Raw genomic sequence first — 13433 nt, forward strand, 5'->3', positions numbered from 1 at the left:
GGCATCCCCTTTTCATTCTTTCATGCAAATTCCGCTTGACCCTGTAGCGGCTACAGGGTTTCTAATGGAAGCATACACGAAACCGGAAGGACGAATGCGATGCCGCACGATAGCCACGATCATACCCACGAGCACGACCACAAGCAGGAGCATGCCCCCAAGGCGGCCAGCTGCTGCTCCAGCCAGCACGCGTGCTCGTCCACGCCTGCCGCCCCATCCGGCCCAGCCTTGCCCAGCGCTGCCATCGCCGGCGCCAACACGGCCAAATACCGCATCGCCAACATGGATTGCCCCACGGAAGAACGCTTGATCCGCAACAAGCTGGCCACGATGGCTGGCGTCGTGGGCCTCGATTTCAACCTGATGAACCGCGTACTCGACGTGCACCACACCCTGCCTACACTGGCCACGGTGGAAGCGGCGCTGCACGGCATCGGCATGCAGGCGATTCCCATGGAGGCGGACGCCGTCGTCGCGCGCGACCCGAACGAAGGCAGCCTGTCCGGCCTGCAAAAAGGCTTGCTGGTGGTTTCCGGCCTGGCTGCGGCCGGCGCTGAGGCGCTGGCGTGGACCACGCATGAAGACAGTTCCCCTCTCGTCATCGCGCTGGCCCTGCTGTCGATCGCCACGGGCGGCTGGCCAACCCTGAAAAAGGGCTGGATTGCCCTGAAAACGTTCACCCTGAACATCAATTTCCTGATGAGCCTGGCTGTGTTTGGCGCCATCGCCATCGGCCAGTGGCCGGAAGCGGCCATGGTCATCTTCCTGTTCGCCATTGCCGAACTGATCGAAGGCTTGTCGCTGAACCGGGCACGCAACGCCGTGCACAGCCTGATGCAACTGGCGCCCGATACGGCGACAGTGGCCGACGCCAGCGGCGCCTGGCAGCAAGTCTCCGTCGCCACGGTAGCCATCGGTACCCTGATGCGCGTCAAGCCGGGCGAGCGCATCGCCCTCGACGGCATCGTGCAAAGCGGCGAATCGTCCGTCAACCAGGCGCCGATCACCGGTGAAAGCATGCCGGTGGACAAGGCCGTGGGCGACGTCGTGTACGCGGGCACCATCAATGAACGGGGCTTGCTCGACGTCACCGTCACGGCCAACAGCGGCAACAGCACCCTGGCGAAGATCGTCAAGGTGATCGAGGAAACCCAGGGCAAGCAGGCGCCCACGCAGCGCTTTGTCGACAATTTCGCCCGCTACTACACGCCCGCCGTCGTCGTCTTCGCCATCCTCGTGGCCGTGCTGCCGCCCCTGCTGCTGGGCCAGCCATTCATGGCCTGGATCTACAAGGCCTTGGTGATGCTGGTCATCGCCTGCCCGTGCGCGCTCGTCATTTCCACCCCGGTCACCGTCGTCAGCGGCCTGACGGCGGCGGCGCGGCGCGGCATCCTGGTGAAAGGCGGGCAATTCCTGGAAACGGGTTACCGCATCAAGGCCATCGCCGTCGACAAGACGGGCACCTTGACCATGGGCAAACCGGCCGTCACGGACGTGGTGGCCATGGACGGCAGCAACCGCGATACCATCCTGCTGCTGGCCGCCAGCCTGGACGCGAACTCCGCCCACCCCCTGGCCGCCGCCATCGTCAAGGCCGGTCCGCCTGCCGGCAGCCACTTGCCCGTGACCCAGTTTGCCGCCCTGCATGGCCGCGGCGTGCAAGGCCATATCGACGGCAAGACATATTATCTGGGCAATGCCCGCCTGATGACGGAATTGCAGGTCTTGACGCCGGCCCTGCAAGCCGTCCTGGCGCGCTTGGAACAGCAAGCCTATACGGCCATGGTGCTGGCCACCTCGGCCGGTGCGCTGGGCGTCATCGCCGTGGCCGACGTGCTGCGCCCGACGGCGGCGTCCGCCATCGCCAGATTGAACGCGCTGGGCGTGACCACCGTGATGTTGACGGGCGACAATCTGCTGACGGCGCAGCGTATTGCCGCCGAGGTCGGTGTCAGCCTGGTCAAGGCGGAATTGCTGCCAGAGAATAAACTGGACGAGATCAAGGCCTTGCAGCAGCAATTCGGCGTGGTGGCCATGCTGGGCGACGGCGTCAACGACGCCCCGGCCCTGGCGCAGGCGGACATCGGCTTTGCCATGGGCGCGGCCGGCAGCGACACGGCCATCGAGACGGCGGACGTGGCCCTGATGGATGATGAACTGGGCAAATTGCCTGAATTCATCAGCCTGAGCCACCGCACGCGCAGCATCCTCGTGCAAAACATCAGCTTTGCCATCGGCATCAAGGCCGTGTTCTTCGGCCTGGCGCTGGCCGGCACGGCAACCTTGTGGATGGCCGTGTTCGCGGACGTGGGCGCCAGCCTGCTGGTGGTGGCGAACGGTCTCCGCTTGCTGCGTGGCAGCAAAAGCAACTAAATCCTGCCAGAAATATTTCAATCTGGACAATTGCTGTAAAAAACGCTACTTTGGCGGCTGATCTCCACCTTCGCCAAAGTAGCCGATGACCTTTCTGCCCCGCCTGACCCTGCTGGCCACTCTGCTGGCTGGCACCTCCCTGCATGCCGAACCGATGTACTTCACCCCCTGCTCCGATACGGCCATGCCCGGCAGCCTGTGCTCGGGCTTGAACGTGCCCGGCAGCTACGATGATCAGGGCCGCGCTGTGGGCGACAGGGACGCCATGCACGTCTTCGTGCGCAAGTTTGCTGCCGACGTGCCTGCAGGCAAGCCCGCCAGGGGCACCCTGTGGCTGGTGGCGGGCGGCCCCGGCGAATCGGGCGCCTCGTTCTACAGCTTGCTGCCCACCTTGCGCCGCAGCTTTCCCGGCTTTGAATTCCTGATCCCCGACCACCGCGGCACGGGCAATTCTTCGCGCCTGTGCAAGGTGGAAGAATCCAGAGAAAGTCCCGGCGGGCGCGCCCTGTCCGGTGCGGAATGGGGCAGCTGCTTTGCCGGCATCAACTTGATGCCGGAATACGCGGCGCAGTTTTCCATCACGATGGCCGCGCGCGATCTGAAGGCCCTGATCGAAGGCGAGCGGGGTAGCAGGAAGCCGCCGGTCTATGTCTATGGCGTGTCCTACGGTACGCAGCTGGTCTTGCGCACCTTGCAGCTGGGGCCGCTGCCCGTCAAGGGCGTCATCCTCGACTCCTTGGTGCCGCCGCAAACGGATGCGCACCGGGACTTGAGCCAGCGTTCGCACGTGGTCAACACGGTCGGCATGCAGGTGCTGGCCGAATGCGACGCGGATGCCGCTTGCCATGCGGCATTGGGCGAGCCGGCCGCAAGCCTGTACCGCCGCGTGCTGGACAAGGCGCAAGCCGATCCCGCCCTGCTGGCGAAGATCCCCGGCAAGAACCTGAAAAACTTCCTGGGCGGCATGCTCGACGTGCCGTCCGCCCGCGTCCGCATTCCGTATCTGCTGCGCGAGCTGGACCAGGGGGGCGAGGCGGAACTGACGGCCGTGCGCGCCACCTTGACGCAGGCGGCGGCCAGCCTGGGCAGCTATTCCCAGTCGCCGCTGTCGATTCCGCTGGTCAGCATCATCAGCAATTCGGAAAACAATCTGCAGCCATCGTTGCGCCCCGGCTGGACGGCCGCCGACATCGACCGCGACGAGGAGAGTTTGCTGTTTACCAGTCCCCTGCCCCGTATCCTGCTTGGCGGCGGCTTGCCGACCTACCCACGCGACGCCTATTTCGGCGCCTTGCCGGCGAAAATGCCGCCAACGTTGGTGCTGCAGGGAACCTTGGACCCGAAGACGCCGTATGCGGGCGCGCAGGCGCAAGTGCAGGCTTTGACGCAGAGCAAGGCCGGCAAGGTGGTCCTGTCTACCGTGCGCAAGGCCCCGCATTTCCTGTTGTGGACGGCGCCCGCCTGTTTTGAACAGGCCAGCACCCGTTTTATTGCCGGCAAGGCAGCGCAGGATTGCACGCTGTAGTTCCCCCCACTATATAGAAGAGGACAATATGCGCATCACAGGCCTGGCATTGCTGCTCTTAACTTGTTTCAACACGGCGCAAGCGGCTCCCGTACCTGCGTGTGCCTCGCCCACGCAAGCCGTGCGCGAACAAGGCTATGTGCCCATCAACGGCATCGAGCAATGGATCACGGTCACGGGCGCCGCCTGCGGCAATCCCGTGATCCTGTTCATCCATGGCGGCCCCGGCAATGCGCTGAGTCCCTACGCGGATGCCATCTACGCCGGCTGGGAACGCCACTACACCCTGGTGCAGTGGGACCAGCGCGGCGCCGGCATGACGTATGCGAAACAGCAGCCAACAGAAGACGTGCCCTTGACTGTAGAGCAGATGCGCGACGACGGCATCGCCGTGGCGCGCTATATCGAACAGCATCTGGGCCAGCAGAAAGTCATTTTGATGGGCAGTTCCTGGGGATCGATACTGGGCGTGCACATGGCCAAGGCGCGCCCCGACCTGTTCCACGCGTATATCGGCACGGCGCAGGTGGTCAATGCGCGGGCCAACGAGAGCGGCATGTACCGGGAAGTGCTTGCGCTGGCGCAGGCGGCCGGCGATACCACTACGGTGGACAAGCTGACGGCGCTCGGTGCGCCGCCATGGACGGACCCGCGCAACTTCGGCATCTTGCGCCGCTTCGACCGCAAATATGAAGGATTGGCAACGGATGCGCCACCGAAACACTGGTGGCAGCCGGCGCCGTTCTACGCCACGCCGCAAGCCCTGGCGGATGCCGAGGCGGCCGATGACTACTCGTACATCCAGTTCATCGGCCTGCGCGGCGACGGCATGTTTGCCAAGGTCGACCTGCCCGCGCTGGGCACGCGCTTTGACTTGCCCGTGTTTTTCATCATGGGCGAAGCGGACTTGCTGACCTCGCCCATCATCGCGCGCACCTACTTTGACAGCATCACCGCGCCGGCCAAGGATTTTAACGTGGTGAAACGGGCCGGGCACGACCCCAACCAGGCTGTGCACGACGCCCAATGGACCGTCTTGCGCGACAAGGTGGCGCCGCTGCTGAAGCGCTGATCCATTAGATCGAGATCGCCCGGCGCGCCCGCAGATGCAGGTGGCGGATGGTGGCCGCGGCCGCCATCAGGATGGCGGAAGCCGTTGCCAGCACGACAATAAACGCCTTGTCGAAGGCCGAGCGGGCCAGTTCCGACACTTGCAAGCCCAGTTCGGCCGGCAATTGCTCGGCGGCCAGCAGCGCCGCATCGAGGGTGTCATGGGCGTTCGGCAGCAGACCCGCGCTTTCCGGGATCACCAGGGTGGCGCTGTAGACGGCCGACAAAATCGTGCCCAGCACCGTCACGCCGATCACGGCGCCCAGTTCATACGACACTTCTTCGATCGAGGCGGCCATGCCGGCTTGTTGCGGCGCCACGTTCAGCATCACGGCGCTCGATGCGGCCGTCATGACGGCGCCCAGGCCCAGGCCAAGGATTACCAGGCTGGCCACTTGGGCCGAGACCGCGGCGTCATGCAGCACCAGATACGCTGCCATGCCGATGCCGGACAGCAGCAGCGAACCCCACAACACCTTGGCCTTGTCGGCGCGCGGCAGCATGAAACCCGTCAGCGGCCCCGCAAACACGGACGCCAGCGGCAATGGCAGCAGCAGCAGACCCGCTTCCAGCGGCGACAGTTCCCGCACCAGCTGCATGTGCTGGCTCAGCGCCAGTTCCATGCCGATCAGGGCGGCGGACGCCACCATGGCGGCGGCCACGGCGCTGGAAAACGGCAGTTCGCGGAACAGGGCGAAGTCGATCAGCGGCTTGGCCTGGCGCTTCTGGCGACGCACGAATTTGAGCATGAAGAAGGCGCCCACGGCGAACGACGCGGCGGCCAGCGCATACGACGGCTGCGACTTGCCCAGCTCCTTGATCGCATACACACCGCCAAGCAGACCCATCATGATTTGCAGGGAACCCTTCAAGTCCCACGGCTTGTCGCGGTTACCGGCCCGTTTTGGCAGGACGACGGCGGCCAGCACCAGGGTCAGCAGCACGATGGGCACGTTGATCAGGAAGACGGAACCCCACCAGTAATGTTCCATCAGGAAACCACCGAGCACGGGGCCGAACGCGGCGCCGCCCGAGGCGATCGCCGCCCACACGCCGATGGCGAACGAGCGCTCACGGTTGTCCGTAAAGGTCAGGCGGATGATGGACAAGGTGGCCGGCATCATCAAGGCGGCACCGATGGCAAGCAGCACGCGGGCAAAGATCAGCCACTCCGGCGCGGGCGAAAATGCGGCGCACAGCGAGGCGATGCCGAACACGGCCAGGCCGGCAAGGAAAACGGGTTTGTGGCTCAAGCGGTCACCGAGGGTGCCGAGGCCGGGCAGCAGACCGGAGACGACCAGCGCGTACACGTTGATGATCCACAGTTTTTGCGAAGAAGTCGCTTGCAAGTCGCGCGTCAGCGCGGGCAAGGCGGTGTAGAGCACGGTCATGTCGACCACGATCAGGAACAAGGCGCTGGAGACGATGGCCAGCGTCAGCCATTTTTTCATTGGATGCATAAACAACTCATGGATTTTAGTGTAACTTTTAACAACTATCGGTTTGGATGAATTTGGTGCTGCGCAAATATTTACGTTCCAGGCTGCCACGGGCCTGGGCTGGTCGGGGGCGGCGGGCGTCAGCCACGGTCGCCATCCTTGTCATCCACGGCGGCCGTCACTTCTGGCACGTCGAGTTCACGCAGCATGACGACGGAGACTTGCTTGAAGCCGCGGCCCTGGAAGAATTGTTGCGCCGTCAGGTTATGCGCGCCGCATTCGAGGAACAAACGGGCGATGCCGTGGTTGCGCAGCTCGTCGGCCACCCATTCCACCAGCTGGCTGCCGATGCCGCTGCCGCGCACGGAAGGCAGCAAGACCAGATCGTCCAGCGCGGCGAACGATTTCGAAGCGCGCTGGCGCGTGTCGATGGAAACCAAGGCCATGCCGACGATGGCATCATCCTGCGTGGCAACGGCCAGCAGGGTTGAATCGCCATGTGCCCAGTCATGCGACAGGGCGGCGCGGATTTCACCACGGATGACCTCTGGCAAGTCCGCGCGCCAGTTGCCCGGCGCGTCGGCGCGCTCGCCCTGCAGCTCCGAATGGGAGATATAGTCGGCGCTGACGTTATCAAGATATAACTTGCACAAGGTATCTTCGGCAGTGGCGTCGTGACACCAGCTGAAGCTGATGGCGGTTGAATTGGCCTGGGCGTTTTTCATGGCGGATCTCGTGTTGTTGAAAATGTAAAGGCATTTTATGTCGGCCCTGAATGGCATTCAAGTTAAAATCCATCTGTAAAACAGATAGGTGGATGCCATGCAATGGACTTTGGAACAAATGCGCTACTTTGAAGCGGCTGTCGCGGCCGGCTCTTTCTCGGGCGCGGCGCGCCGGCTGGGTCGCGCGCAATCGGTGGTCAGCACCTCGATTGGTTTACTGGAAGCGGAATTCGGCGTGGAACTGTTCGACCGCTCGCGCCGCAGCGCCGTGCTGACGGAAGCGGGCAAGGTGATGCACCTGGAAGCGTGCGAACTGCTGCGCCAGGCCGAGCGCTTGCAACTGCGCGCGCAACTGCTGAGCGAGGCGCCCGAAGCCCAGCTGACCCTGGCGCTGGACGAAGCCCTGCCCTACCTGGCCATCGGCACCCTGGTGAAAGAACTGGCGGCGCGCTACCCGGCGCTGGAACTCGTGATGCTCAACGCCACGGCGTCGGAAGTGGCGCAATACGTGGAGCAGCAGCAAGCCGACGTGGCCTTCCACTTCGACCGCGGCCCCATCTCGCCCATACTGGAACAGCAGCACATCGGCAGCGTGGCGCAAGGCGTGTTCGTGGCAAAAGGCCATGCCATGGCGCACGGCCAGGAAGTGAGCCGCAACGAGCTGACCCGCTACCGCCAGCTGATCATGGATTCCGAACTGAACCGCGAACACGCCTTCAGCCCCGCCGTCTGGTTTTCCGACAGTTTTTACAGTATTGCCGAGATGGTCGCGGACGAGCTGGGCTGGGCCATCCTGCCCCTGAACATCGCCAACTACGACAATTACAAGGGTTACCTGCAGGAAGTGCCCTGCCCCGCGCTGGCCTTGTCACGCCTGCCTGTGCGCAGACTATCGATACATGGCAAAAAGCTCAGCGAGACCAGTTTGTGGCTGACGACGAGGCTGGCGGAGTTGCTGCTGGATGGGCCGCGGGGGTGATTGTCGCTGCGATGTAGTGGACTTGTTGCTCAGACTTTCATGAGGCATCCGGTGGTTCTTGCATGACATCCACAACGATTGTCCCTTGCTGCAACACCACTACCCTTTGCGCCATGGCGATGGTTTCCGGGCGGTGCGCAACGATCACGCGTGTGAGCTGGATTTTCCGGATCGCGGCGTTGACGGCTTGCTCGTTGTGCGTATCGAGGTGGCTGGTCGCTTCGTCGAGCACCAGCAGTTTCGGGTTTTTATACAGGGCGCGCGCCAGCAGGATGCGCTGTTTCTGGCCGCCGGACAGGCCGCTGCCGATGTCGCCCACCAGGGTATTGAAGCCCATCGGCATGGCGGCGATCTCCGCATGCACAGCGGCCAGGTGCGCGCAGGCTTGCACTTGCCGGTCATTCGGAGACGGGGCAAAGAAGCTGATGTTATCGGCGATCGAGCCGGCAAACAGGGTGTCTTCCTGCATGACTGTGCCCAGCAATTGACGGTAATTCGTCAAGCCCAGGCTGCCCAGCTGGATGCCGCCGATGAGGATATCGCCTTGCGTCGGCTGCAACAAGCCCAGCAACAGCTTGAGCAAGGTTGTCTTGCCGCCGCCGGACGGGCCGGTGACGGCGATGCACTGGCCGGCGGGAATGTGCAGATTGAAGCCGCTCAATACATCCGGCTCACCATCGGCATAGCGGAACGTCAGGTTGCGGATCTCGATCGACGGCGAGATATCGTCCATGTCCACCTCGACATCGTTGCCGTCTTCTTCCGCGTCCGTCAGGACGATGTCGGCCACCCGTTCGCCATGCAGGCGCAGCATGCGCAGCTCGAACAATTTGTCGACCAGGCTGGCCATGCGCTGGCTGAACTGGTCCTTGTAGCTGATGAAGGCGAACAGCATGCCCACTGAAAAGCGGTTGTCCAGCACGGCCAGCGCCGCCATCCAGATGACGATCACCCGCTCGGCGTTGAACAGCAACGTATTGGCCGTCTGGTAAGACACGGACAGCTTGGCGATGCGCAGGTCGGCATTGAACTGGTCGGCCAGCGCGTTGGTCCAGCTGGCGCGGCGTTCCGCGGCGCGGCCGAACAGGCGGATGCTCTGGATGCCGCGCACGGATTCCAGGAAATGCGTCTGTTGCCGGGCCGCGTGGATGATCTGTTCGGCCGTCGCTTCGCGCATGGCCTTGAACAGGGCCCAGCGCAGCAACACATACAGCAGCACGGCGATGCAGGCCACGCCCGCCAGCAGCGGGCTGTAGACCAGCATCATGCCCAGGGTGGCGAGCACCAGCACGCCATCGATGGCGCCTTCGACGAATTGCGTCGTCAGGCTATGTTGCATGGTCTGGATCGAATTGAAGCGCGAGACGATATCGCCCGTGTGGCGCTTTTCGAAGTACGGCAGCGGCAGCTTTAATAGATGGGCAAAGGCATTGCCCAGCCATTGTAAGTTCAGATTGGTGGCCAGCACCGTGGCGATCCAGGAACGCACGGCGCCGATGGCCGTCTGCACCAGCACCAGCAGCAAGAAGCCGCAGCCAAGCACGGTGATCAGGTCGCGGTCGGCGGCCAGCAGCGCCTCGTCGACCAGCCACTGCATGTAGAACGGCGCCACCAGCGCGCACACCTGCAAGGCCAGGCCCAGCACCAGCAATTGCAGCAAGCCGCGCTTCAGGCCCACCACGCGCCCCATCAGCGACAGCAGGGAGAACTGCTGTTTTTCCTCGGCCTTCTTGAATTCGGCGGTGGGCGTCAGTTCCAGCGCCACGCCCGTAAAGTGTTTCGCCACTTCGGCCAGCGGCAGGCGCCGTTCGCCCACGGCCGGATCGTGGATCACCGCATGGCTGCCGGAGACGGACTTGAGCACGACAAAATGGTTCAAGTCCCAATGCAGGATGGCGGGCAGCTTCAGCTCGGGCAAATGCTGCATGTCGAGTTTCAAGGGCCGCGTATGCAGGGCCAGCCCCTGCGCCATCGCCATCAACCCTTTTAACGTGACGCCCTTGAGGGAGACGGAAAAACGCCGGCGCATGCTGGAAATATCGGTCTGGTGGCCCCAGTAGCTGGCCACCATCGATAGACAGGCCAGGCCGCATTCGGCCGCTTCCGTTTGCAGCAGGACGGGCAGGCGCTGGCTGCGCCAGAAGGACAGGTGGGCGAGATCAGGGAGGTGCATGAAGCGCAGACGTAAAGTATTGTGGAAAATCAATATGGGGGCTTACAGCCGCCCGGAAATGCTGAACAGGGGTTCCAGCACCCATTCATACAGGCGCCGCTGTTCCAGCAGCACGCTGGCGTCGACCAGCATGCCCGACTTCAGGGGCAGGGTTTCGCCATACGCCTGCACGCTCTGGCGCTGCAAGCTCAAACGGATGCGGTACAAGGGTTCGCCATTCGTGCCGCTGACGGCGCCCGGCACCGCCAGCTCTTCGGGCCGCAGCGAGGTGCTGGCCACTTCGCGCACCAGCGCCGGATACTGGCCGAATTTCTGGTACGGATAGGCCTGGTAGCGCAGCAGCACCGTCATGCCCGGCTTGATGAAGCCGACCGAGCGCGACGGCGCGTAGATTTCCGCTTCCAGCTGGGCGCCTTGCGGCAATACGGAGGCAAGCACGCTGTTGGCCGCCACGGTCTGCCCCAGTTCGGTGGTGATGGCCGTGACCATGCCATCCTGCGCCGCGCGCACGAGGATTTCGCGACGCGCCTCGTTTTCCGTCAGGTCTTGCTCGATGGCGGACACATTGCGCTGCAAACCTTCCGTGTCGCGCTGCGCCTGCACCTGCAAGTCGCGCACGTCCGCTTGCGTGGTGGCCAGGTCGCGGCCGCTGGCCGACTTGATGCGCTGCAATTCCGCCAGGCGCTGGTGCTGGTCCAGCAGCTCGGCCTGCTTATCCTGCAGCTGCGCCGACGAAATGTAATGGGTGGCGTGCAGCTCGCCATAGCGCTGGTAGGACTGTTCCGCCAGGCTGATGCGGCGCTGCTGCAGCGCGATCTGGTCATCCATGCGGGATATCTCCGCCGCCAGGTCGCTGGCGCGGCGCTGTCCCGCCGCCATGCGCTGGCGCGATTGCAGGCGCGACTGCTGCAATTCCGCGTCATAGCTGTCGCGCCGGCTTTTCAACAGGCTTGATACGACCTGCTGGGGCGCCCCCGCATTGGTGCTGCTGCGCTCGCCCGACAGCACGAACAGCACTTCGCCCGCGCGCACGGCCTGCCCTTCCTTGACGCGCACCCCAGCGATGACGCCAGCCTGGCCTGGCATGACGCGGATCACGCCGCTGGTCGGCAACAGCACACCTTGCGACTGCGCCTTGCGCGTGGTGCTGAAGAAGATAAAGAAAGCGACGATGGCCAGCGCGATGGCGAGGAACAGCCAGGTCAGGAACAGATGGCTGACGGGCCGCGCCAGCAGCACCGTGCCGTATTGCTTGTTGCCCAGATGCTCGATTGCTTGCTGGCGGAACAGGGGCTTAATTGTGTGGGCGGATGCCGCAACAATAGCTGAAGAGATTAACTGGTCATTCAAAATAATGAACTTTTCAATGGCATGGTTGAGTGCTTCAATGGCCGTATCAGCGAGATTGTCAATCAGACCCGTTTCGGCTCTAAGTAATCCTCAGGAAATTATTGTGAAATTATGACGAACAGAACCAGATGCTATGCAAGGCGCCCGCTGCGACGCAGTGCGAGCACTGCTAGCAGCGGGCAACGCCGCAGAGCGCCGGTTATGGAAGTCAGAAATCACAATAATTTAGTGGGGGTTACTTAGGGGCGAACTGGAATCGACGCGACGAAACTATCTGAAAATAGAAAATTACAAAATCCCCCAACACACCCTGGATAATAAAATACTGATTCAGGCGATGAAAATATGGCAGGAGAAGAAGCCGAATTTATTCTTTAAACGCATCTATAACTAGGAAGTTCTTGATATATAAAATAATAGAGCGTTCGAATTGAACCCCGAACGCTCTAAAAACTACTTTTTGTTACGAGAGTAAAGAGTGAATGCAGCCATCATCGCGATGAAGAAGAACACAGACGAAATTACTACCGACGATGCCTTCCCATCGGCGCCGTTCACCAATGGGTAGATCAATGGAAACACAAAAGAAAAAATCAAAGTTGCCACCAAAGCCATTAATAAGTTCTTTGCCATAGAGGCTCCTTTTTTTTAAGCGATTTAATTACAATAAGAGCCGTTATCGGAGAATTTCAGACCGCCGGCGACAGCTCCACCAACCAAGCCGCCCAAGAAACCCGCAGCCATACCGGGGGCACCGGAAAATGCGCCACCTATGGTGCCCGCGATGGCACCACCGATAGCTCCTGAGGCCATGCCATCCCAGTCCCAAGAGACCATTTTTCTACCGCCATTGACTTCATCAATTTCCATCATGGTAAGTTCTTGCCATATTCACTCAGATGAAACAGTCGGTTTTCTGAAAATTCGGTCAGAAAATCCCATTGATTTCATGAAAATAGCATCCTTGAAAATAAGAAAAATAAAATAGAAAATTAAAGCCGCGCTGATAAAAAATAAACCGAAGACTGATTGCCTATATTGAAACTCAAATATAGGGCCAAACTTCGGCATAAATTCCGATCTATTACCCATTAAAAGCAGATGATTTAGATTCCAGGTAAAGTGAAATCCGATTGGCCACCATAAATTTTTTGTTCGAATCGCAACAAGTCCCATCCATAAGGAAAAGATAAACGTAGACAGAATAAACGGATTGATTTGAAATGATGACTGCAGATGTAGCCCGGAAAAAAACAATGCCTGCACAATAACTGCAAAGTAGCGAGGAACGAATTTTTGCGACAAAATCAGGAGAGCTGACATTAAAATTCCACGGAAAATTATCTCCTCAAATAATGCCGCCGTTAATGAATAGAGAATGACCGAGAATGCCGAATATACATTCATGTCAAATCCGATGAATTTGAAGCCACCGATTAACGCACAGAATATGAAAATGACGATTTTAAGTAAAAAGGCTGTCAAAGTTCCAGAAAAAAATGATTTAGCTGTTTGCCTGGCAAACAAAATTATCGACAGCCTCGATTTTTCACGGTAAAGTCGATAAAAGAAATAGAGCAGCGCCATGGTTGCACTAAACGCGAAATAATAAAAATTAATTTTACTTGGCATTATCTCTCCGGTAATCGTTTAGCAATGCTCCGCCATTCTGCATCTTTTATTTGAAAAACATATTTTTAAAAAATAAGAGGAGACATTAGCCCCCTCCTATTTATTGAAAATCGACTGATTTTTTGAC

At 60.7% G+C, this 13433-nt stretch carries 10 protein-coding genes; 4 read left to right on the forward strand and 6 right to left on the reverse strand.

The genetic code is table 11. From position 1 onward, the window contains the following. Positions 1-99: 99 nt before the first annotated feature. From SJI03_RS09005 to SJI03_RS09015, 3 genes are all read left to right on the forward strand, one after another. Complete coding sequence (locus SJI03_RS09005) at positions 100-2373, forward strand: heavy metal translocating P-type ATPase (RefSeq protein WP_322426907.1); 2274 nt, start codon at positions 100-102, stop codon at positions 2371-2373. Between the two features lie 85 nt (positions 2374-2458). Then, entirely contained in the window at positions 2459-3898 is a 1440-nt protein-coding gene (locus SJI03_RS09010) for an alpha/beta fold hydrolase (protein ID WP_322426908.1), read from the forward strand. Positions 3899-3926: 28 nt separating this feature from the next. Further along, positions 3927-4970, forward strand: a complete 1044-nt coding sequence (locus SJI03_RS09015) for an alpha/beta fold hydrolase (RefSeq protein WP_099376760.1) — start codon at positions 3927-3929, stop codon at positions 4968-4970. 4 nt (positions 4971-4974) lie between these two features. Here SJI03_RS09015 and SJI03_RS09020 read toward each other — a convergent pair whose 3' ends face one another. Next, complete coding sequence (locus tag SJI03_RS09020; RefSeq protein WP_322427328.1) at positions 4975-6459, reverse strand: MFS transporter; 1485 nt, start codon at positions 6457-6459, stop codon at positions 4975-4977. Between the two features lie 128 nt (positions 6460-6587). Continuing rightward, positions 6588-7172: a GNAT family N-acetyltransferase gene (locus SJI03_RS09025; protein WP_322426909.1), complete on the reverse strand. Its 585-nt coding sequence runs from the start codon at positions 7170-7172 to the stop codon at positions 6588-6590. 97 nt (positions 7173-7269) lie between these two features. On the opposite strand from SJI03_RS09025, the gene SJI03_RS09030 reads away from it, so the two are divergent. Continuing rightward, the gene (locus SJI03_RS09030; protein ID WP_322426910.1) at positions 7270-8151 is read left to right on the forward strand and encodes a LysR family transcriptional regulator; all 882 of its coding nucleotides are present in this window, start codon (positions 7270-7272) and stop codon (positions 8149-8151) included. 37 nt (positions 8152-8188) lie between these two features. Here the strand turns inward: SJI03_RS09030 and SJI03_RS09035 are convergent, their stop codons facing one another. From SJI03_RS09035 to SJI03_RS09050, 4 genes are all read right to left on the reverse strand, one after another. Continuing rightward, a complete protein-coding gene (locus SJI03_RS09035) occupies positions 8189-10324 on the reverse strand; it encodes a peptidase domain-containing ABC transporter (protein WP_322426911.1) in 2136 nt (711 codons plus the stop codon). A gap of 42 nt (positions 10325-10366) precedes the next feature. Next, a complete protein-coding gene (locus tag SJI03_RS09040) occupies positions 10367-11674 on the reverse strand; it encodes an HlyD family secretion protein (protein WP_322426912.1) in 1308 nt (435 codons plus the stop codon). A 657-nt stretch (positions 11675-12331) separates the two neighbouring features. Continuing rightward, positions 12332-12547 (reverse strand): hypothetical protein, encoded by a 216-nt coding sequence (locus SJI03_RS09045; protein WP_099376767.1) that lies wholly within the window; start codon positions 12545-12547, stop codon positions 12332-12334. A gap of 18 nt (positions 12548-12565) precedes the next feature. Further along, positions 12566-13306 carry a CPBP family intramembrane glutamic endopeptidase gene (locus tag SJI03_RS09050; protein ID WP_322426913.1) on the reverse strand — a complete coding sequence of 247 codons (741 nt, stop codon included), beginning with the start codon at positions 13304-13306 and terminating at the stop codon, positions 12566-12568. Positions 13307-13433 lie beyond the last annotated feature (127 nt).

This window comes from Janthinobacterium sp. GMG1 (genome assembly GCF_034427795.1).
GTDB lineage: Bacteria > Pseudomonadota > Gammaproteobacteria > Burkholderiales > Burkholderiaceae_D > Janthinobacterium.